This is a genomic window from Bradyrhizobium sp. CCGB12, assembly GCF_024199845.1.
GTDB lineage: Bacteria > Pseudomonadota > Alphaproteobacteria > Rhizobiales > Xanthobacteraceae > Bradyrhizobium.
The window spans coordinates 3,993,010-4,015,028 of record NZ_JANADO010000001.1; the positions used below are offsets into that span (position 1 = coordinate 3,993,010).

Sequence of the window (22,019 nt, forward strand, 5' to 3'; positions counted from 1 at the left end):
ATCCCCGTCATCGGCATTGGCGCCGATCCACGACCGGTGGGAGAATGTCGCGACCGTCCGGCATCAGAACTGGCCGGGCGGGAGCTTGAAGATGTCGGGGCTCTTGGCGTCGGCGACGTAGAACAGCAGCAGGCTGGTGGGCGTCAGCACTCGCTGGTTGTTCTCCTTGTTCTCGAACGTGCCCTGCAGCAGCAGGATCACTGAACGATCCTTGGCATCGCTGCCGCGGAACATCACGATGCCGCCGGCGACGGGCATGTTCACCGCGATCGAATCAGGCTTGAAGCCTTCGCCCATGAAATGGGCGCGCAGAATGTTGGCGTTGGAGAACAGTTTCTCCGGCGTCATCGCCGCGTCGGTCCCCTTTGACCAGACCGCACCGACCTGGATCAGCGACTTGGACTTGTAGCCGAACGTGTAGGACAGCTCGGCGGTGCCACCGTTCGGCAGCAGCTCTGGAACCGACAGCAAGATGCTGCGCGTCAGCTCGGACGCATTGTCCTGCGCCTTGATGGTATCGGGTTTGGCGTTGAAGTCCTTGGCCATCGCCGCGCGCACGTCGGTCTCGATCATGCCGAACTTGGCGGAGCGGAAGCCGTCGATCGCCTTGGTCTTGTCGTCGGCGGCCGGCGTCTCGGCCGCCGCCGCCGATGTCGCGCCGGCGGCAACCGGCGCCGCGGCCGCGGCGGCTTTGGGTGCCGGCGCGGCCTTCTGCTTCGGCACGGCGCCCTGAGCCGCGAGAGGCCCGATTGCAACGCAGGTGAGCAGGCCGACGAGGGCCGGAACGAGATAGATTTTGCGCATCGAAAACCTTCGAAACAACCTGAAACAATGCTTCAAAAATCAGCAGCTACGAAATCGACTTCCCCGCACCGTGATCGCACCCGGGACGGAAATTGTTGCAACGCTACAAGGCGTTACAAAGCGTCACGGAGAAGACAAGGATCGAAACAGCGACTCTTTGGCAGCAAAGCCATACGGTATCGGGCTGCCAAACGCTGCGAATGAACATTCACAAGCGCATTTTTTCATCAATTGTGGTCACCAGCCTTTCGCGTTATGCACATCTCCCGGGGACAACTTTTGCGAAACATTTCATGATTGAGCGGCCTGCTCCTGCCCGCGTTGTGCCGGCGGTCGCCCGCCGCGATGTGCTTCGGCTTGCGGGCGCAACTGCCGCGGGATTCTTTGCACTCGGCGCAACGTCGGATCGCATGCGAATCGTCGCCTCGATCACCGGCCTGCCGCTCAACGACGAGCTGACCAGACGAAGCATGACCGAGAGTTCGAACTCTCGCCTCGGCGCGCTGATCGCGGGCTTGCGACAGCGCGGCTGGCTCGAAGGGGTCAACTATCGTTTCGAGCTCCGTTCGACCTTCGGCGCACCGGACAGACTGAAGACCGCGGTGCAGGAGCTCATCGATCTCAAGCCGGATGTCATCCTGACCGGCTCGACTGTCGATACCGCGGCCGTCATGGCGGCCACCACGACGATCCCGATCGTCTTCGCGACCTCAAACGACCCCGTCGGCAATGGCTTCGTTCAAAGCCTCGCCCATCCCGGCGGCAATGTCACGGGCTTCACCAGCAGCACCCCCGAGATGGGCGGCAAATGGCTTCAGCTCATCAAGGAGGCTGTGCCGGATATCCAGCGCGTCGGCATCCTGTTCAATCCGGCGACCACCCCTCGTGCCGGGCGCTACTACCTTGACTCCCTCGAGCAGGAGGCCGCTTCATCCGGCGTTGCCGTGGTCCTTGCGCCCATCGGCACGGCAGCGGCGATCGACGGCGCAATCGGACGCTTCGCCGAGCCTCCGAAGGCAGCGATGATCTCGCTCGTCGACAGTTTTCTGGTGATCAACCGGCAAGCGATCGTCGCGGCGGCCGCGAAGTATCGCGTGCCCATGATCTATCCCTTCCACTATTTCATCGATGCGGGCGGGCTGATGAGCTACGGGCCGACGCTGGAGGTGCGCTCGGCCGATTACGTCGATCTCATCCTGCGCGGCACCAAGGCCGGCGATCTGCCGGTGCAGTCGCCACGAAAATACGAGCTGTTGATCAACCGCACCGTTGCCAGGGCGCTCGGGCTGACGGTCCCGTTCACGCTGCTGGCGCGCGCCGACGAGATCCGCGAGTGAACGAAGAGATCGACCAGGGACATTTGCGGACGCCTCCGGGCCGGCTGTTCCGCAAATATCTCTACTCGATCGTCGCCCTCGCCTTTGCCGCGCTCGCCATCAATACCGGCTTCGACGTCTGGTTCTCCTATCGCGAGCAGAAGCAGCTTCTCGCTGCAACCCAGCGCGAGCAGGCAGCAAGCGCCGCCATCCAGATCGGCCAGTTCATCGGCCAGATCGAAAACCAGATCAGATGGCTCTCGCGCCTGCCCCCGGAGCTGTCGACCAACGAGGACGAGCGGCTGAACGCCATCCGTCTCCTGCGCCTCTCGCCCGCGATCGCGGAGATCGCCCAGCTCGATGCGCAAGGCCGCGAGCAGGTGCGCGTATCGCGCCGTGTCGCCGACAGGATCGGCAGCAAGCTCGATCTCTCCGCGACGCCGGCCTTCCGCGGCGCCAACGAAAGCCGGGCCTATTACGGACCCGTCTACTTCTTCGGCGACACCGAGCCGTTCATGACGCTCGCCACGCGCGGCACCGGCCGCGCTGCCGACGTGATCGTTGCTGAGGTCAATCTACGCTTCATCTGGGACCTGGTCGCCGGCATCAGGGTCGGCAACACCGGCAAAGCCTATGTTGTCGATCGCATGGGGGTGTTGATCGCGCACCCCGATCTGTGGCGGGCGCTGCAGCGCAGTGATCTCTCCGGCCATGCGGACGTCCGCGCCGCGCTCGACGGCGTCGGGCCGCCCTCGGGCGGCCTGGTCAAGGAGGATCTGTCCGGCCAACGCGTGCTCTCGACCTATGCGACCGTGCCCTCGCTCGGCTGGCTGGTGTTCGTCGAGCTGCCGCTCACCGAAGCCTACGCGCCGATCTATGCATCGATCGGGCGCTCGACGTTTCTGCTGCTCATCCTGCTGGCCGGTGCCGTTCTAGTCTCCCTCTTTCTCAGCCGGCGCATGACCGTGCCGATCCAGATCCTGACGCAGGGCGCGCGGCGGATCGGCAGCGGCGATCTCGGCCAGCGGCTTGCGATCAAGACCGGTGACGAGCTGGAGGCGCTCGGCGACCAGTTCAACCGGATGGCCGCGCATCTGCGCGAGTCCTACGCGACGCTGGAGCGCAAGGTGGTCGAGCGGACCTCCGAGCTCGAGAAGGCCAGGGATCACGCACTTGCCGAGCACGACGCCGCCGAGCGCGCGCGCAGCGCGGCCGTAGCGGCCAATGAGACCAAGTCGCGTTTCCTCGCCGTCGTCAGCCACGAGCTGCGTACGCCGCTGAACGGCGTCATGGGCGTGCTGCAGTTACTCAACGACGGCAGCCTCAGCGAAATCCAGCGCCGCCATCTCGCCACCGCGGCGGCGTCGGGGGAAACCCTGATCGCGCTGGTCGATGCGGTGCTGGAATATGCCCGCCTGGAGGCCAGCACGGAAATGCTGGAGACGCGCGACTTCCGGCTCGACCAACTCATCGAGGTCGCTGCCGACCTGATGCGCCCGCAGGCCTTCGACAAGGGACTGACCTTCGACCTCGCCTGCGATGCGACGGTCAACACCGCAGTGCATGGCGATCCCGTCAGGCTCAACCGCATCCTGCTCAACCTGATCGGCAACGCGATCAAGTTCACCCCCAGCGGCGGGATCGGCTTGAGCGCTGTGGCCGAGCGGCACGACCATCATGTCCTGCTGCGGATCAGCGTTCGCGACACCGGCATCGGCATCGCGCCCGACCTGCACGAGCGGATCTTCGAGGATTTCGTCCAGGCCGACGACAGCATCGCGCGGCGGTTCGGCGGCACGGGCCTGGGCCTCGCGATCGCGCGCCGCCTCACGCGCCTGATGCGCGGCGAGCTGACGGTTGAGAGCACGCCGGGCGCGGGCAGCACGTTCACGCTTGCAGTGCCGCTGGGCCTTGCCGGAAACGGCATCGCGCAAGGCGCGCTTGCGCCGCCGTCGCGACGGCTCCGCGTGTTGCTGGTCGACGACGATCCCGTCAATTGCGAGGTCGGCGAAGCGATCCTGAACAAGCTTGGCCATCGCCCCATGATCGCAAGGAACGGCGCATCGGCCATAGAGCTCGCCCGAGACCAGGCGTTCGACGTCATCCTGATGGATCTGCACATGCCGGACATGGACGGGGTGGAGGCGTCGTCGCGGATCGGCAAGCTCGATCTGCCCAAGATGCCGCGCATCATCGCCGTGACCGCCGATGTGTCCACCAGCGCCCGCGAACGGCTCGCAGGCGCCGGCATCGCCAAGGTCGTCAGCAAGCCGATCCTGATCAACGCGCTGCGCGAGGCGATCGAGGACGATCCCTGGGACGCTCCGGCGGCATCGCAACTTGCCGCAGACGAATTGATCGACCGACACTTCCTCGACGATCAGCGGGAGCTGCTCGGGTCTGCGCAGATCGAAAAGCTCCACCATCTGCTGGGCGAGACCAGCGCAAGATTGATCGAGGACATCGCCAAGGCTGCCGCGAGCGGCGATCACGCGCAGCTCGCACGTTCGGCGCACCAGCTCGGCAGTGCCGCCAGCGCGCTCGGGCTCGTCCGCCTGTTCGATCGCTGCCGCGACGTCGAGCTGACAGCGCCTGCGATGTCACCGCCCGAGCATCAAAATGCTGCGCGTGAGCTTGCCGCGCTTCAGCAGGCCTCGATGCGCGCGCTGGATGATCTGCTTCAGCCCGCCGGGCAACGTTCCGTCAGCTAGATTTGCTCAGATTGGAGCTCCCAAGCGTTCGCTCCTACCGCGGACATCGACCCAGTCAGCCGGCCGGGTGGGTGATCAATCTCACGACTCCAGTTGTTTCTTCAGCGGGTCGCCCGGCCGGCGATGTGCTTCCGACCGGGCCAATGCGCCACAGAAGGGATCAACTTCCCTAGTGCGGGACCTGAGAACATTGCGCCGTCACGAGCCCGAAGTTTTAACGACGAGCTTTATGTTCCACATGTTGGCGCCCTTGAATGGGTTCGGCGCGTTTTCAATCGTTCCCGTACCCGTGGCGTTCGCATAGGCACCTGTGCCCGACAGGATCGTGTATTCGCCGGTCGATTTGCCGTCTTTGGCCGAACCGGTGTAGCGCGCCGTAATCGAGCCTTCCTCGAACGTGTAAGTGCTGTAGCCGAAGAAGGGGCCCGCCCCTTTGAGCAAGTCCGAACTATGGACGAACTCTTTCACTCCGATACGGCCATCGTTGAATACGGCGACGCCAAAGAATTTGCCGGACACAACCGACTGTCCCTCGACGTTTGCGGCCTCGATGACCTTGAGGTCGATCGCCTTCGTGACCAACTTGAACTCGAGCACCCTCTCACCGGCTACGGCTGTTGACGCCGCGACGGCTAATGCCACGCCAGAAAGGAAAAAGGTGAGAGAATTCCGCATAGCTTCCTCCTGCGCTTGTTGAAATCAAGTCGAGAAGTGCTGGCGAGCTACTCGTCATGCCCCGGTTCTTTGCGGTGGCACGGAAGAGAGCCCTTGGTAACGACCCGGCAGCGGCTGAAGCTCTCCGTCCTAAGGCGCGAAGCCGGGACGCAAATATGTGTCCCAAGCGACGAGAAGAAAGTTCAGATTTGCGCTCCGGTAAAATCGTATCTGCGCTCGCCGCCTTCTCCCTCCTCGCGCCCAAACCGCTCGACCAGAAAATCGATGAACAGCCGCACCTTCACCGACAGATGCCGCGTCGGCGGATAGACCGCATAGAGCGCGAGCGGCGGCGCAAAATAGTCATCCAGCACAGTACGCAGCTCGCCCTTCCGCAAAGCGTCAACGGCGATGAACTCGGGCAGCAACGCCAGCCCCCTGCCCTTGATCGCGACGTCGCGCAGCACCTCGGCATTGTTGACGCAGAGCGACCAGACCGGCTGGATCCAATGATCGCCGTCGGCACCGGTGAGCTTCCACTGATTGCCGGTGAGCAGGAAGCCATAGGTCAGCGAGGCGTGCTCGCGCAGATCCTGCGGATGTCCCGGCGTGCCGTGACGCGCGAGATAGTCGGGCGAAGCGCAGATCATGCGCGCCACCGGCATGATTTTTCGCGCGATCAGGCTCGAGGATTCCAGCTCCGCGATCCGCAGCGTCACGTCAAAGCCGTCCTGCACGGGATCGAGCAGGTCGTCGCTGAGCACGATCTGGAGCTGAAGCTCCGGATACCGCGCCATGAAATCGGCGAGCACCGGCCCGAGCCGCATCGTGCCGAACGACATCGGCGCGTTGACGCGCAACAGCCCCCGCGGCGCCGACTGGGCCTGCGTCACGGCCTGGTCGGCGGCCTCGATCTCCGAGAGGATCACGACCGCGCGCTCGAAATAGCGCTGGCCGTTTTCGGTCGGACTGGCGTGGCGCGTGGTCCGGTTCAGGAGCTGAACGCCGAGGCTCTCCTCGAGATCGGCGATGTACTTGCTGATCGCCGAGCGCGACAGTCGCAACTGCCGGCCGGCCTCGGCAAAGCTGCCGCTTTCGACCACTTTGACGAACGCCCGGAGGCTGGCAACTTTATCCAAGGGCCCTCCCCGGCGATTGTTTCCAAATCGTAGACATAGCCGTCATATTTGCATGGATTGTCTCCAATCCAAAGCGGAACGATATTTCCAGGCAGAGCAAGACCGCTCCCCGAATTCTGGAGGACGACAATGTCTGGACTGCACCATGTCACCGCGATCGCCGGCGATCCCATCCGCAATTTCGGCTTCTACACCCGGGATCTCGGCCTGCGCTTCGTCAAGAAGACCGTCAATTTCGACGATCCCGGCACCTATCACTTCTATTACGGCGACGAGACCGGCCGGCCCGGGACCATCCTGACCTTCTTCCCGTGGGCGGGCGTTTCGGCCGGGCGCCGCGGCGTCGGCGAGACCCATCAGACCGCCTTCCGCGTGCCGCAGCGCTCGCTCGGCTACTGGACGCAGCGCTTCACCGAGAAGGGCATTGCGTACGAAGCCCTGGAGAAGCGCTTCGGTGAATCGGTGCTGCCGTTCACCGACCCCGATGGCATGGCACTTGCGCTCGTCGGCATTCCCGGCGCCGAGAACGAGCCCGGCTGGAGCAATGGCGACGTGCCGGCCGAGCATGCGATCCGCGGCTTCCACGGCGTGACCTTGCTGCTCGACAGCGCCGCGAAGACGGCTGCCGTCCTCACCGACGTATTCGGCTTCAAGGAGACCGGACGCGAAGGCTCAGTGATCCGCTTCAAGGCACCTGATAATGCCGAGGGCAGCGTCGTCGACATCTACGAGGCCAAGGGTTTTCTGCGCGGCCATCAAGGCGGCGGCTCGGTACACCACATCGCCTTCCGCGCGGCTGATGATGCCGAGCAGAGCAAGATGGCGGAGAGACTCGTGAACAATCACGGCCTGCACCCGACCGAGCAGAAGGACCGCAACTACTTCCGCTCGATCTACTTCCGCGAGCCCGGCGGCGTGCTGTTCGAGATCGCGACCGACATCCCCGGCTTTGCCGTCGATGAACCCGTCGCAACCTTGGGTCGCGACCTGAAGCTGCCTGTTTTCCTCGAAGCGCATCGCAAGCAGATCGAGGGCGTTCTGCCAAATTTGGAAGAGACCGCGTCATGATCGAGCGTGCCTTCATCCATCGTTTCGAGCCCGCGGCCGGCGCGGGCTCTCCGCCTCTGCTCCTGTTGCATGGCACCGGCGGCGACGAGAACGACCTGCTCGGGCTCGGCAAGATGATCTCGCCCGGCTCCGCCCTGCTCTCGCCGCGCGGCCGCGTGCTCGAGCACGGCATGCCGCGCTTCTTCCGCCGTCTCGCCGAGGGTGTGTTCGACGAGGACGACGTACGCCGCCGCGCAGGCGATCTCGGCGACTTCGTCGCGGAGGCGCGGGAGCAATACGGCATCGCCGCCCCGGTCGCGGTCGGCTTCTCCAACGGCGCCAACATCGCCGCGGCGCTGTTGCTGCTCAGGCCGGACGCGCTTGCAGGCGCGATCCTGCTGCGGGCCATGGTGCCGCTGTCGGATCCGCCAAAAGCAGAGCTTGGTGGCAAGCCGATCCTGCTGCTCTCCGGCCAAGCCGATCCGATCGTCCCGGCGAGCAATTCCGCAAGGCTTGCGGCACTGCTGTCGCAAGCCGGAGCGCGTGTCGACCACAAGGTGTTGCCGGCAGGCCACCAATTGTCGCAAGCCGACGTGACGCTGGCCCGCGACTGGATCGGCAACGTCGACGCCAGGGCAGCATGATCAAGCAGCGGCGCATCGTTTGCGAACGGTGCGCCGCAGCTTCACTCGAACCAACCGCGCCGCTTGAACCAGATGAGCGGCAGCAAGGCGCTGGCGATGATCCCAAGCCAGGCCAGCGGGTAGCCAAAGGTCCAATCCAGCTCGGGCATATGCTTGAAGTTCATTCCCCAGATTCCGACCAAAATGGTAGGCGGGACACCGACGACGGAGACGATCGTCAGGATCTTGAACAGCTCGTTCTGCTGGATGTTGACGAAGCCGAGCACCGCATCGAGCAGAAGCTGGATCTTGTCGGACAGTCGCGTCTCGTAGTCGCTGAGCGAAACGACATCCTTCGACACGGCCTCGAGGCGCCTCTTTGAGCCGGCCGTGATCCACTCGTTTCCAACATCGCCCGCGAACGAGGCGATACGGCCGACGCCGAGCAGAACGTCGCGTGCCTTGGCCAATCGGTCGGCCAACTCGCCGATATTCTCCAGCGCCTCGCGCATCCGGCGGCTGGAGCGAACCGGCCGCCTGGTGCGAACGAGTCCGCCCTTGAAGACACCACGCGAAAGCTTGTCGAGTTTCGCAGCGAGATGCTCCAGAGCATCCGCACCACGGTTGATCATGGCTTCGAGCAGGCTGGTGAACACGCACATGCCGTTCTCCAGGCTGTCGTCCGAGCCGATGCGTTCGCCGATATCGTTGAAAATCGGCAGCTCGGCAAAGCGCACCGTCACCAACACATGAGGGCCGATGACGAACCCCACCGGAGTGATCTCGGCCTCGTTGTCCTCGGTGAGTCGGACCGCCGGCGCGCTGAGATAGAGCGTGCCGCGGTCGAGGATCAGGCGGCTCGACGCCTCGATCTCGCTGAGGGACTCCTCCGAGGGAACGCGGATCCCGAGCAGTTGTTCGACAAACTGCTTTTCCTCATCAGTCGCGTTCAAGAGATCGGCCCAGATGATCTCCGAGGGTAGTTCCGGGCCGATGCCTCGCCAGTCCTCGGTCGGCCACCTGAAAAATTTAAGCAAGAACCGAACTCCGTGGCCGCTTCATCATGCCGGATGTCGCATCCGGACTTCTTCCGGCTAACGCATGACGGTTCCAAACGTTCAATGTCCTTGGCGGCGCAGCCCCCCTCACCGGCCTCAACACTCAGGCCCCTGGTTTTGCGGTTTGCGTCAACTTGAACACGCTATTGCTTGAAGAGATCGCGTCGACGACCTTGCCAGCGTACCGCCTTGAGCTTCACCCTCTCAATTCAACTCCGCTGGAGGGCGGAGCGACATTTAATCCAAACCATACTATTCTGTTGTGATTGTACAGGAGACCGGATGATGTTTCCTCGAGATCGGTTTCGCGGCCTCTTTTATAAGTATTTCCTCGCGCTTTTCGTGGCTGTCGCAACCCCACTGGCTTTTAGCGCCGTTATCGAAGGGTGGTTCGGTTATCGCGATCAGCGCGCGAGGCTTGACCAGTGGCTTGGTCTTCAGTCCGCATCAGCGGCCGCCGAAATACACGATTTCATCCACGGCATCACAACTCAGCTTGGCTGGCTGGTCCAGCTTCCGTGGACCGAGGAGCCCGACGAACGCCGGCGAACCGACGCGTTGCGCCTCCTTCGACAGACGCCTGCCATCGCCAGTCTCACGCTCCTCGACGGCAACGGTCTGGAGCGTCTCTACATCTCGCGGATCGGTCTCAATCGCATTGAGAGCCGCGCAGACCGATCAGCCGATCCCGCCCTTGTCGGTGCCCGGGCAGCCCGGATCTGGTTCAGCGACGTCAGCTACAATCGAGGCTCCGAACCGTACCTGACGGTTGCGATGGTCGGCAACCGACCGGCTGTCGGCACCGTCGTGGCCGAAGTCAACCTCAAGCTGATTTGGGACGTGGTCTCGGCGCTCAAATTTGGCAGGACCGGCTACGCCTTCATCCTGGATCGATCGGGCCGCCTTATCGCCCATCCCGATATCAGCCTCGTTCTGCGCGGGGCGGAAGAAGCAACCTCCAAACCCTTTCGCGCCGTGCGGGATGCGATAGGTCCGACACGGGGTTTCGCAACGAGCCGGGATGCACAAGGACATTATGTTGCTGCCAGCGCGGCTCCCGTACAGGGCCCCGATTGGACGGTCGTGGTCGCGCAACCGCTATCTGAAGCCTACGCGCCGCTCTATGCCGCCCTGTGGCGGACCGCAATGCTGCTCGCAATAAGCAGCATACTCGCGGGGATTCTGGCCTATGCATTGGCGGACCGAATGACGGAGCCAATCAAATTGCTCGAGGAGGGCACAGAGAGAATTGGTGCCGGGGCCCTTGACCACCGCATTTCAATACACACCGGGGACGAATTCCAACGCCTTGCAGACAGTTTCAACAGAATGGCTTCCGAGTTGGAGCTGGCGCAGCAGCACCAGGAGCGCATAGCCAAGCTCAAGCGGTTCCTTGCCCCTCAGGTCGCAGATCTCGTCGATAGAGCCGGCGACGACAGTGTGCTGGACGGCCGCCGCACGGACGTCGTCGTTGTCTTCTGCGATCTGAGAGGTTTCACCGCGTTTTCAGCAGGAGCTACGCCTGACGAGGTCATGAGCGTACTGTCGGAGTACTATGAGAGCCTTGGCACTGTCGTCGCGAAATTCGAAGCAACGCTGATCAACTTCTCCGGAGACGGACTGATGGTTCTGGTGAACGCACCAGTCCCCATCGAAGAACCTGCTTTGAGAGCTATCGATCTTGCCGTCGACATGCAGAAGAATGTGCAAGCCCTGATCGCCGGCTGGCGATCACGTGGCTACCACGTTGGTTTCGGAATCGGCCTTGCCAGCGGGCCCGCGACTGTCGGCCGGATCGGCTACAAGGACCGGCTCGACTACACCGCCATTGGCAGCGTCGTGAATCTCGCCGCCCGACTGTGCGCATCTGCCGCAGACAAGGAAATCCTGATCGACGCCAAAGTCGCCGCCGGCGTCAAAGGCAAGCGGCCCGTTGAGGATCTTGGTGGGCGCAAAATCAAGGGATTTGACGAAGCTATTCCGATCTTCGGGATATCCTTCAATTCCCTCTCTCTAGCAGAGGCGGGCCGCTCGCCGGATGGCTAGCATAATCAACTTGAGGACTGCTTGAGCGTTCGGGGCTATGCTCCGACAATCGGCTGACGGCAGCGGGTTCGTAGCCATGAGATGCGCCAACTCCAGAGCAGTGACGCTGCGAAGACGCGTCAAGCGGCGAGATGTCCTGCTTTTGATGGCAGGCGTCGCGACGTGGACGACGAGATCGTATGCGCAGAAACCCTCCATGCCCGTCATTGGCTATCTTTGTCCGGAGTCGCCCGAGCTCTTTGCGAGTCGACTTCAGGCCTTCCATCAGGGACTGGGAGAAGCCGGCTTTGTCGAGGGACGCAACGTGAAGATCGACTTTCAATGGGCCAACGGACAATATTCTCGATTGCCTGGCTTGGCCGCCGAACTGGTCGCCCGCAATGTGGATGTCCTCGTGGCGCCTGGGGGCGCTCCCGTGGCACTCGCCGCGAAAGCCGCGAGTACGACAAAGCCAATCGTTTTTGAGATGGGCGGCGACCCCGTCCAACTCCACGTGGTCGATAGCTTGTCGCGGCCGGGCGGAAATATCACGGGGGTTTCGAGCCTGAGTGTCGACGTTTCGCCAAAGCGGCTTGAATTCATGCGCGACCTGATGCCCACCGCGACGAAGCTGATGGTTGTCGTCAACCCCACAAGTCCGACCGCACAGTCACAATTGCAGAAGCTTCACGCAGCCGCAGACACCCTGGGTGTTCGATTGGAAATCTTGGGCGCAAGCAAGGAAGCTGAGTTTGACTCGGTGTTCGCTGCCGTGGCCAAGGACGGGGCAAGCGGACTTGTGTTTACCTCCGATCCCTATTTTGCCTTTCGCAGCTCGCAGTTGGCTGCCCTCGCGGTCAAGTATCGCGTGCCCGCAATCACACAGACCCGAGATTTTCCCATTGCTGGCGGTTTGATGAGCTATGGAGGAGATTTCATGCAGTCGCACCGGCGCGCAGGAATCTATGCCGGACGGATCCTGATGGGCGAGAAGCCTTCTGATCTTCCAGTCCAGCTCGTTACGAAGGTTGAGCTCGTTATCAATTTGAAGGCGGCCAAACTGCTAGGTCACGCGTTCTCCTCTGCGTTCGTTGCCGGCGCAGATGAGGTGATCGAGTGACCTACGCTTCCGAACGGACGCCGTTGGGCGGCAGCGACATCCCGCTGCAGGGCCGCCAAGTGCTGGTCGGTCGTTTTTGCGGTCCGGCCAAAAAACGCCCACGCCGGCACACGATCAAGCGTGGCCAAGTCGGACCACGTTTGTCGTGTTGCTGCAATCATTCGCTGATTGCGGCGAGCGGCGGCGCAGAACGAAGCATACGCCGCAAAGCGTCCCCTTCCTCCACACGACGCGGCAGAAGAAGATCCCGGAATGGCCGTCGAACGACAGAGCAAATTCGTTGGCAAATATGTAGTACGGCGTGGAGATGCAGGCCCCGAGAGCGCTGATGTCGCGCACGATGCATGGGTGAGCTCCACTAATTCCACCAAATGACAGACGGGCCGCCCGGTTGATCGGTATCCGGTTCATTGCACGACGTTCGATCATGGCGAGAGTCTCCGAACGAAGAGATAACTTCCCATCGAACGATCGCAGCGACCGCGATGGTACTCTCTGCAAGATCAGTTTTCCGCTCCCGCCGACGCGTGGAAAACAGCAAGATTTGCACGTTGATCTGCGCGGCCTGCGCAGACAAGCAGTATTATTGCCTCATTAAAATTGAAACTGCCGAAATGGTTAATTCGGGCGCTTGATGCCAAATTAAAAGCTGACGAACTGCTCAAAAATGCATCTTCCCCGTGCTTGTGAGGTGTTTCACAGCTTTTTCATGAACCTGCGTTACGATTTAATTTGGACCTGCAGTTATTTTCCATTTTTCGGCCCGCCGACAGTTGTTTTTAAACAGTCACAATAAAGGGGCGCTGATGTGTAGTCGTGGTCTGGTGCGTGACCGCATAGTGATTTTGCGCGAGCGCATCTGGTTGCTGAGCTCTCAACTGGAAGAGCTTCAAAGTCTTCGCAGCCGGGTGGAGCAAGCCGAGAAACGAAGAGTTGATAGACGTTCAAGACACACGGTTATCTCCGCGATGCGTCGCCGATTGCGGCGATAGTGGCGTGTTCGATGATCGCAAGCCGTGGCGCGCCAAAGCGCGCACAGGCTCGAGCCCCGGGAACATCGGTTTGGCGCGCAAAACAGCCTCCCTGTCGCCAAAAGCAGTGGGCGGGGCCGCGTGTCCGCTCTGCCTCCGATTCCGTTGAAGAAGTTCGTCTCGCGGCAGAGGCGGCCGCAAATTGCAGCGCGAACCGACCATCTCTCAGGCCGCCTTTGGCTGCGGCATTGGGACCAGCTTAGCTAATTTCCGAAGGTTCTGCGCGGCTGCTGCGAGGAGGAACTCGTCACGGGCACCATTCGGTCCACGTAGTCGCAGTCGGTCCAGCCTGAGAATGCGTTTGAGGTGAGCGAACAACATTTCGACCTTCTTGCGCAGTCGTCTTGATGTTCGCCCCTCCCAGGTGTTGGCAATCGCCCGCGCCATGTCGCGGGCCCCCTCATGAATCGAACGAGGCACCCTTCGAGCAGGCGTGTTCGGGCAGCAGCGTGGCCTCAAAGCACAAGCGTCACAGTCAGCCTTGCTCGCTCGATAAAGCAACGTCTCGCCATCATTCACACGTGTCCCTGTTGTGGTCAGTGTCTTGCCGCCAGGACAGATATAAACGTCGCCGGCTGGATCATAATTGAAGTCCTCCCGTGCGAAGGTGCCGTCCTTGCGTGCCGATTTGTCGAACACGGTCACATGCGGCTCGATGCCGTGTTCATCGACCAGCCAGCCCAGCATGTCGGCTGAACCATAGGCACTATCACCGAGGAGTCTGGACGGGTGGAGAGCGAAGTTCTTCGCGGTTCGCTCGATCATGCGCTTGGCAGCGAGAACTTCCGCCTGCCGTATCGCCGTGGTCGGCTCCACGTCGACAATGATCGCGTTCTCCACATCGATCAGATAGTTGGTAGAGTAGGCAAAGAAAGCCTGCCCGCCATGGGCGCCGGTCCAGCGTGCGGCTGGATCAGCCGGTGAGATGAACTTGGGGACGATCTCGGTCGCGGCCCCAAAAGCCGCATCGTCCAAGACGGCTAGATACTCGTCGATGGCACGGCTTGCAGCTTGTGGGGGCAACCCCTTCTCGCCCTCGACGCCGTTCTGCCGGTTCGCGTCGGCCTTGATCAGGCTGGCATCGACTGCAAAGCTTTCTCCGCCAACCAGCCCCTCGTCGATGCAGCGGCGCAATACGGCCTCGAACAGCTGTCGCAACAGATCACTGTCGCGGAAGCGGCCATGTCGGTTCTTCGAGAAGGTCGAGTGATCGGGCACGTCACGATCGAGCCCAAGGCGGCAGAACCAGCGGTATGCCAGGTTGAGGTGGACCTCTTCGCACAAGCGACGCTCCGATCGGATACCGAAGCAGTAGCCGACCAGCAGCATCCGGATCATCAGCTCGGGGGCGATCGAGGGACGCCCGATCGTGCTGTAGAAGGGTGACAGCTCTCGCCTCAGCCCATCGAGGTCCACGAACCTGTCGATTGATCGCAACAGATGATCGCTCGGAATGTGCCGCTCGAGCGAAAACTCGTAGAACAACGCAGCCTGCTCACCCAGCTGATGTCCCATCATGATTCAGTCCTCTCGCGACGACTGAATCAGCGAAGATCAATCGGCGCAAGCATCGACTTTTTCAACAAAATCGGTCAGAAGCGGACAAACGGATCTTATTCGACAATCTCGTCAGCCCGAGCAAGCATTGACGCGGGCACAACGATGCCGAGCGCCTTGGCCGTCCTGACATTCACGGCCAACCAGAAGCCGGTTGGGAATTCGATAGGTAAATTGTCGGGTGACGCGCCGCGAAGGATTCTGTCGACGAAATAAGCGGCGTGACGAAAGCACCAGCGCAAATCAACCCCGTAACTGACAAGTCCACCGGCGACAACGTTTTCACGATATCCATACACAGTAGCGAGTTGCTTCTCCAGAGACGATTTCGCAATCAGTTCATTGTTTAAAATGAGCAGATTAGTCTGAAGCACGATCGCAACGTCTACCTTTTCGCCTGCCAACGCCTGTAATGCTCCCTCGATGTTGTCTCGGCTACTGGCATTTGCGACGACCATAGTTAGGCCGACGGCCTTGCCGACGGCCTCCAGTTCCGTTGCCTGTGGTGGCCCTTTCGGATCTTCCTGATTAGTAAGCAACCCCAATTTGCGGGCGTCGGGAATGAGTTCTCGTGCAAGTTCGATCTGCTTTGCGGGCAGGCCTGCGATATATGGTTCGATCCCGGTGACGTTTCCTCCCGGCCGCGACTCACTTTCGATCAGCCCCAGATGGATCGCGTCGGCGAGCGCCGGACACACGATCGGAATGGTTGAGGTAGCTTTCCGCAGAGCCACCGCTTCCAGAGTGGCCCCCGCCACGATGACGGCAGGCTTGAGATCAACGACCTCCTGCACGATCGCGGGCAGCCTTTCCAGCACGCCCTCCGCGGAGCGCATAATCAGGTCGAAGTTGCGGCCATTGACGTACCCATAGGTCTGCATGGTTTGGGTGAAAATCTCGAAAAAGCTGACGCCCGCCATCTTTCTCGGAGTGAACGAAATCAGCCACACCACGAGCGGACGCACCCGCGGACTTTGACGCTGAGCATTTACCCAACGCGACATCGCAACTGACAAGGATGCGCCACCCATGACGCTTATAAAATAGCGCCGCTTCACAGCATTTGGCCCTAGTTTAGTTTCAACCATATCAGCTTGGGGCAACAAAGCCTACGGCGTATCGGGACCAGATGTCCGCTTTGGGGGCTATAAGCGGACGTCCAGCCTTGCACGGGCTCAAAGGTGAGGACAAACCTACCGAAGAGCCAAGGCGGCCTTTTCCGCGTCGTAGGGAAATATCCACTCCGCTGCCGATGCCCAACCGCGCATCTGTTCGGCCTGTTCTGCGGGATCTCCGCCCGCGGATCGGTAGAACCGGCCGGCGAGGCGCGAGGCGATTTGCACGCGGCTAGTTCGCGTCAATCTCAAATCCTGGTAAGCTTTCAGACGCGCCGGAATCTCATCACGTCGCGCGTCCTCTAGTAGCACGGCAAGTGCAAAACCGTCTTCGATGGCTTGCCCGGCTCCTTGACCGAAATGCGGCACCATCGGATGGGCGGCGTCGCCGAGCAACGTCACATGACCGCACGACCAATATGGCAGCGGCGGCCGATCGTAGATTCCCCAACAAAACGTATGGTCGAGCGCGGCAATCAGGTCGCGGACCGGCGCATCCCAGCCCTCGTACTCGGCTGCCAGCGTGCCGACGTTGCCCGGCGCGAACCAGGTCTCCTCGAGGTCGTGCATGCTAGGAACAAATGCGACAATGTTGATCAGCCGCCCCTGCGATACCGGAAAGCAAATGAGGCTGCGGCCAAGCCCCATCCACATGTTCAGACCGTGCAGCTCCGCGCCCCATGCGAGTTTTTCGGTATGCACCAAGCCCCTGTAGGCCACGATGCCTTCGCTGATCGGCCGCGTCGTCAAGCCGATCTGCCGCTGGATCACCGAATGGATGCCGTCCGCGCCGATGACTACATCCGCATCGCAGATGGCGCCATTGTCAAAGGACATCCGCGCACCGTCCTGCGTCTCATCGACGGCAATACAGCGATGCCCGAACTTGACCGGTGCTTTCACCATGCCAAGAAGCATCTCAAGGAGATCGACCCGATGAATCTGATAACTCGGCACCGTGGGCGCATTCGGGCGCGCAACGCATTCGCCTTGCGACGTTCGCAGCGTGAGACCCGAGCTCCTCGTGGTGAGCTTTTCAAGCGCACCGCGAAGGCCGGGGCGTTTAAGCAACATCGATGCATTCGGCGGGATAGAAATACCTGCGCCGGCCTCACGTGGAGCCTCTGCGCCTTCAAAAACTGTGACGCTCATGCCCCTCACACCTAGCGCGAGCGCGGCAGACAATCCCCCAATGCCCGCACCGACGATGGCAATATTCAGTGCAACGGGCATGATCCGATCCCTAGCGAACATTCTGATTGTGCGAAACAGCCGATCGTCAATTTCCGGCCACCTTATCGAACAGCACCCATCTGGTGCCGTCGAAGCGTGCCATCCTGGCCTTTCGCCAGCCAATCCGATTGGACGGGGTGACGTTGATGGTTAGGCCTGGCAGGAACGTCGCCAGCTGAACCCCTTGAATGTTGGTGGCCTGCCTGATGAGATTTTCCCGAGATAGGTCATCACCGCACTGCCGCAAGACCTCCACCATGATCTGAGCTGTCGCATAGGGAAAAATCGATTCCTCGACGTCGTCGTTCGGCGCCCACGCCTTCATGAAGGCGCGATACTTGCGCATTCCAGCATCGTCATCCCACGCGGGATCCTCCGAGGTCTTCAGCCAGAACGCGCTGATTGCGCCGGTCGAGGCCGCAAGTCCGGCCGGTCGCAGCACAGCCGAAATGCTACTGACGCCGGACAGCAGAACATGTTGCACCTTCCAGCCGATCTCGTGCGCCTTGCGGATCGATTGCGCCGCAAAGCGTGCGTTTGACGCATGAAACAACGTATCGGCACCAGAGGCCTTGAGCGCCAGGATTTGGGAATCGACCGTCGGCTCCATGATGTCGTAGCTAGCCTCTGCCACCACCATCGTTGCAGCGCGTGATCCCAGAGCGGCCTTGAAGCCGGCCAGATTGCCCTTCCCAAGATCATCGTTCTGATAAATCACGGCGATCTTTGCGTCAGGTTTGTTCGTCAGCAGATAATCCGCATAGATTTTGGTCTCAAGCGGTTGCGGCAACATGAATGTAGTCGTCCATGGCAGGTTCTCGGGATCGTCTAGCTTTGGTGTGCTGGCGAGCAACAAGATCTGCGGAACCTGCTTGCTGTTGAGATATTTCGCTACGGCCAGGTTGGTCGGTGTGCCGATCGATCCGACGATCGCCAGCACCTCGTCATCCTCGACGAGTTTCCGCGTCTGCTGCACCGTCTTCGCCGGCGTGAAGGCATCGTCGAGCGAAACCAGCGTCACTTTGCGCCCGTTGATGCCGCCGGCCGCGTTGATCATTTTGAGGTAGGCCGCTTCAATCCGGCCGAAGCGGCTCAGCGACGAGATCGGCCCACTATAGGGAACCGTCTGGCCGATCCTGATCTCGGTGTCGCTAACGCCGGGACCGTACTTCCTGTCGGCCGCGACAGCTGACGAAGCAGCGACTGAAAGACTTAAAGCAGCAAGGATAAGGGGCCGGATCATGGAGGAATACCTCGTCTTGGCGGCTTCGAAGGAGAGCGATTTGCTATCCCGAGTCGCAAGATGATGCTGTACAATCGTCCCTGCGTCCCGAAACTCCGCCGAAATTTTCCGAAAGCTGGGTTCACGAGCCACCCCTTGTTGAGGTCATCGCAGCACACAATCGTCGTCGGCGACCGGATCCTGGATCTGGCCCGCGAAACCCTGCGCGACAGCCGGGGCGACATCGTCTCCCTGCGCCCGCGCGCCTGGGCGGTGCTTCGGCTGCTTGCGACACGGGCCGGACAGATGGTCAGCAAGAACGAAATCATGGCTGAGGTCTGGTCCGACTGCGAGGTCACGGAGGACTCCCTCGTCCAGGCCGTCGGTGACATCAGGCGCGCTTTGGGAGACGCGGGTCGGTCGGCCCTGAAGACGCTGCCGCGCCGCGGCTACATGCTGGTCGTCGATGAAATGCCTATCGACACCCTCGCCGTTTCCTGCGACACGGCGCGGCCATCCGAACTCGAAGAACTGCCGCCATCTTCACCGATGCCACACCTATCGATCGTAGTGCTACCGTTTGCCAATATTGGCGGCGATTCCACGCAAGACTACTTCGCCGACGGCGTGACCGAAAGCCTGACGACCGACTTGTCGCGCCTTGCCGGGTCGTTCGTCATCGGCCGCAACACTGCCTTCACCTTTAAAGGGAAAGCCGTCGACGCCAGGCGGATCGGTCGAGACCTGAACGTGCGCTATGTGCTGGAAGGCTCGGTGCAGCGTGGCGGCAACCGTTTTCGCCTGAATGCGCAGTTGACCGACACCGAGACGGGAAGCCATGTGTGGGCTGAGCGATTTGACAAGCCCGCAGCCGACCTGCTGGACATGCAGGACGAGATCGTCTCGCGCCTCGCCAATACCTTGAACGCCGAGCTCATCAAGGCCGAAGCGAGACGTGCAGAGCGCTCGCCTCGACCCGACGCAATGGATTTGTACTTTCAAGGTAGGGCTTGCATCAACAAGGGCGTGACGCCGGTGTTCTTGGCACAGGCGCGGGATTTCTTCGCGCGCGCGCTCGCGCTTGATCCTGGCAACGTCGAAGCGGCCGTCGCTGCGGCCCAGATCGACGTGTCCGTAGCATCAGCCTTCCTGACCGATCACCCATCCGTGCATTTCGAATCCGCAGAGACCGCCTTGCATAAGGTTCTGGTTCATGCGCCCAATCATCCAAGAACCCACATGCTGCTAGGCGCCGTTCAGATGCAGACCAGGCGCGCATTGAGTGGCATCGCCGAATGCCGACAGGCACTCCTGCTGGATCCGAATTTGGCGGATGCACATGGGTTCATCGGACTTGGCAAGTTTCTGCTCGGTCGCGGCGAAGAGGTCGAGGAACATATCCGTGAAGCACTCCGGCTGTCACCGCACGATACGCGCACCTACCTCTGGTACATGTTTGTCGGGCTCGGCAAGCTGAGCATCGGCGCAGACGGCGAAGCCGTTGATTGGTTTCGCCGGAGCATCGAATGCAACCGAAATCACGCGCTCGCCCATTTTCACTTCGCAACCGCGCTGGCGCTGGTGGGAGACCTAGGGGAGGCACGCGCCGCCACCTTAGCCGGCCTTGCGGTCGATCCCAGCTTCACGATCCGCCGCTACCGCACCAAGGCCAGAGTCAATAATACAGCTCATCTTCGGTTCTATGAGGGGATGCGCCTAGCCGGCGTCCCTGAAACGTGATCCGAAGGCCAGATAAAAATCGGACCCAGCTCAGTGTCCGCTCTGGGTCGATTCCGTTGAAGAAGTCCGTCTCGCGGCAGAGGCGGCCGCAAATTGCAGCGCGAACCGACCATCTCTCAGGCCGCTTTTGGCTGCGGCATTGGGACCAGCTTAGCTAGTTTCCGAAGGTTCTGCGCGGCTGCTGCGAGGAGGAACTCGTCACGGGCACCATTCGGTCCACGTAGTCGCAGTCGGTCTAGCCTGAGAATGCGTTTGAGGTGAGCGAACAACATTTCGACCTTCTTGCGCAGTCGTCTTGATGTTCGCCCCTCCCAGGTGTTGGCAATCGCCCGCGCCATGTCGCGGGCCTCCTCATGAATCGAACGAGGCACCCTTCGAGCAGGCGTGTTCGGGCAGCAGCGTGGCCTCAAAGCACAAGCGTCACAGTCAGCCTTGCTCGCTCGATAAAGCAACGTCTCGCCATCATTCACACGTGTCCCTGTTGTGGTCAGTGTCTTGCCGCCAGGACAGATATAAACGTCGCCGGCTGGATCATAATTGAAGTCCTCCCGTGCGAAGGTGCCGTCCTTGCGTGCCGATTTGTCGAACACGGTCACATGCGGCTCGATGCCGTGTTCATCGACCAGCCAGCCCAGCATGTCGGCTGAACCATAGGCACTATCACCGAGGAGTCTGGACGGGTGGAGAGCGAAGTTCTTCGCGGTTCGCTCGATCATGCGCTTGGCAGCGAGAACTTCCGCCTGCCGTATCGCCGTGGTCGGCTCCACGTCGACAATGATCGCGTTCTCCACATCGATCAGATAGTTGGTAGAGTAGGCAAAGAAAGCCTGCCCGCCATGGGCGCCGGTCCAGCGTGCGGCTGGATCAGCCGGTGAGATGAACTTGGGGACGATCTCGGTCGCGGCCCCAAAAGCCGCATCGTCCAAGACGGCTAGATACTCGTCGATGGCACGGCTTGCAGCTTGTGGGGGCAACCCCTTCTCGCCCTCGACGCCGTTCTGCCGGTTCGCGTCGGCCTTGATCAGGCTGGCATCGACTGCAAAGCTTTCTCCGCCAACCAGCCCCTCGTCGATGCAGCGGCGCAATACGGCCTCGAACAGCTGTCGCAACAGATCACTGTCGCGGAAGCGGCCATGTCGGTTCTTCGAGAAGGTCGAGTGATCGGGCACGTCACGATCGAGCCCAAGGCGGCAGAACCAGCGGTATGCCAGGTTGAGGTGGACCTCTTCGCACAAGCGACGCTCCGATCGGATACCGAAGCAGTAGCCGACCAGCAGCATCCGGATCATCAGCTCGGGGGCGATCGAGGGACGCCCGATCGTGCTGTAGAAGGGTGACAGCTCTCGCCTCAGCCCATCGAGGTCCACGAACCTGTCGATTGATCGCAACAGATGATCGCTCGGAATGTGCCGCTCGAGCGAAAACTCGTAGAACAACGCAGCCTGCTCACCCAGCTGATGTCCCATCATGATTCAGTCCTCTCGCGACGACTGAATCAGCGAAGATCAATCGGCGCAAGCGTCGACTTTTTCAACAAAATCCCTCCCAAAGCAGACATCCGGATTTCGTGAGTGCGTGCCGCGCGCTCGTTGGCAAGCGCGCGAAGACCTGTGAACTCTACCTG

At 61.3% G+C, this 22,019-nt stretch carries 17 protein-coding genes; 7 read left to right on the top strand and 10 right to left on the bottom strand.

The genetic code is table 11. The features are described from left to right. Positions 1–63 precede the first annotated feature (63 nt). Positions 64–804: a hypothetical protein gene (locus NLM27_RS18835; RefSeq protein WP_254144732.1), complete on the bottom strand. Its 741-nt coding sequence runs from the start codon at positions 802–804 to the stop codon at positions 64–66. Positions 805–1,097: 293 nt separating this feature from the next. On the opposite strand from NLM27_RS18835, the gene NLM27_RS18840 reads away from it, so the two are divergent. Then, on the top strand, positions 1,098–2,141 hold the full coding sequence (locus tag NLM27_RS18840; RefSeq protein WP_254144733.1) for an ABC transporter substrate-binding protein: 1,044 nt from the start codon (positions 1,098–1,100) through the stop codon (positions 2,139–2,141). Beyond that, positions 2,138–4,831, top strand: coding sequence for a hybrid sensor histidine kinase/response regulator (locus tag NLM27_RS18845; RefSeq protein ID WP_254144734.1), 2,694 nt, complete (start codon positions 2,138–2,140; stop codon positions 4,829–4,831). Before NLM27_RS18840 ends, NLM27_RS18845 begins: the two co-directional genes overlap by 4 nt. Positions 4,832–5,029: 198 nt before the next feature. On the opposite strand, the gene NLM27_RS18850 is transcribed toward NLM27_RS18845, so the two are convergent. Both NLM27_RS18850 and NLM27_RS18855 read right to left on the bottom strand, forming a co-directional pair. Beyond that, positions 5,030–5,506 carry a hypothetical protein gene (locus NLM27_RS18850; RefSeq protein ID WP_254144735.1) on the bottom strand — a complete coding sequence of 159 codons (477 nt, stop codon included), beginning with the start codon at positions 5,504–5,506 and terminating at the stop codon, positions 5,030–5,032. Positions 5,507–5,688: 182 nt separating this feature from the next. Further along, entirely contained in the window at positions 5,689–6,624 is a 936-nt protein-coding gene (locus NLM27_RS18855) for a LysR family transcriptional regulator (RefSeq protein ID WP_254144736.1), read from the bottom strand. A gap of 129 nt (positions 6,625–6,753) precedes the next feature. Between NLM27_RS18855 and NLM27_RS18860 the strand changes: the two genes are divergently transcribed. After that, complete coding sequence (locus tag NLM27_RS18860) at positions 6,754–7,692, top strand: ring-cleaving dioxygenase (RefSeq protein ID WP_254144737.1); 939 nt, start codon at positions 6,754–6,756, stop codon at positions 7,690–7,692. Beyond that, entirely contained in the window at positions 7,689–8,315 is a 627-nt protein-coding gene (locus tag NLM27_RS18865) for an alpha/beta hydrolase (RefSeq protein WP_254144738.1), read from the top strand. Before NLM27_RS18860 ends, NLM27_RS18865 begins: the two co-directional genes overlap by 4 nt. A gap of 41 nt (positions 8,316–8,356) precedes the next feature. Here the strand turns inward: NLM27_RS18865 and NLM27_RS18870 are convergent, their stop codons facing one another. Next, entirely contained in the window at positions 8,357–9,331 is a 975-nt protein-coding gene (locus tag NLM27_RS18870) for a magnesium transporter CorA family protein (RefSeq protein WP_254144739.1), read from the bottom strand. Between the two features lie 306 nt (positions 9,332–9,637). Between NLM27_RS18870 and NLM27_RS18875 the strand changes: the two genes are divergently transcribed. Further along, entirely contained in the window at positions 9,638–11,398 is a 1,761-nt protein-coding gene (locus tag NLM27_RS18875) for a cache domain-containing protein (RefSeq protein ID WP_254148864.1), read from the top strand. Positions 11,399–11,543: 145 nt separating this feature from the next. Continuing rightward, positions 11,544–12,497: an ABC transporter substrate-binding protein gene (locus NLM27_RS18880; protein WP_375142255.1), complete on the top strand. Its 954-nt coding sequence runs from the start codon at positions 11,544–11,546 to the stop codon at positions 12,495–12,497. Positions 12,498–12,611: 114 nt separating this feature from the next. Here the strand turns inward: NLM27_RS18880 and NLM27_RS18885 are convergent, their stop codons facing one another. The 5 genes from NLM27_RS18885 to NLM27_RS18905 form a co-directional block, all read right to left on the bottom strand. Then, entirely contained in the window at positions 12,612–12,926 is a 315-nt protein-coding gene (locus tag NLM27_RS18885; RefSeq protein WP_254144741.1) for a PilZ domain-containing protein, read from the bottom strand. Between the two features lie 767 nt (positions 12,927–13,693). Further along, on the bottom strand, positions 13,694–15,046 hold the full coding sequence (locus tag NLM27_RS18890) for a transposase (RefSeq protein ID WP_254144035.1): 1,353 nt from the start codon (positions 15,044–15,046) through the stop codon (positions 13,694–13,696). A 95-nt stretch (positions 15,047–15,141) separates the two neighbouring features. Continuing rightward, on the bottom strand, positions 15,142–16,101 hold the full coding sequence (locus NLM27_RS18895) for an ABC transporter substrate-binding protein (protein WP_254144742.1): 960 nt from the start codon (positions 16,099–16,101) through the stop codon (positions 15,142–15,144). A gap of 177 nt (positions 16,102–16,278) precedes the next feature. Then, a complete protein-coding gene (locus tag NLM27_RS18900) occupies positions 16,279–17,433 on the bottom strand; it encodes an FAD-dependent monooxygenase (RefSeq protein ID WP_254144743.1) in 1,155 nt (384 codons plus the stop codon). A gap of 46 nt (positions 17,434–17,479) precedes the next feature. Continuing rightward, the gene (locus NLM27_RS18905; RefSeq protein ID WP_309144752.1) at positions 17,480–18,808 is read right to left on the bottom strand and encodes an ABC transporter substrate-binding protein; all 1,329 of its coding nucleotides are present in this window, start codon (positions 18,806–18,808) and stop codon (positions 17,480–17,482) included. Between the two features lie 3 nt (positions 18,809–18,811). Between NLM27_RS18905 and NLM27_RS18910 the strand changes: the two genes are divergently transcribed. Beyond that, positions 18,812–20,395: a winged helix-turn-helix domain-containing protein gene (locus NLM27_RS18910; RefSeq protein WP_254144744.1), complete on the top strand. Its 1,584-nt coding sequence runs from the start codon at positions 18,812–18,814 to the stop codon at positions 20,393–20,395. Positions 20,396–20,511: 116 nt separating this feature from the next. Here NLM27_RS18910 and NLM27_RS18915 read toward each other — a convergent pair whose 3' ends face one another. Further along, positions 20,512–21,864, bottom strand: a complete 1,353-nt coding sequence (locus tag NLM27_RS18915; RefSeq protein WP_254144745.1) for a transposase — start codon at positions 21,862–21,864, stop codon at positions 20,512–20,514. Between the last annotated feature and the right edge of the window lie 155 nt (positions 21,865–22,019).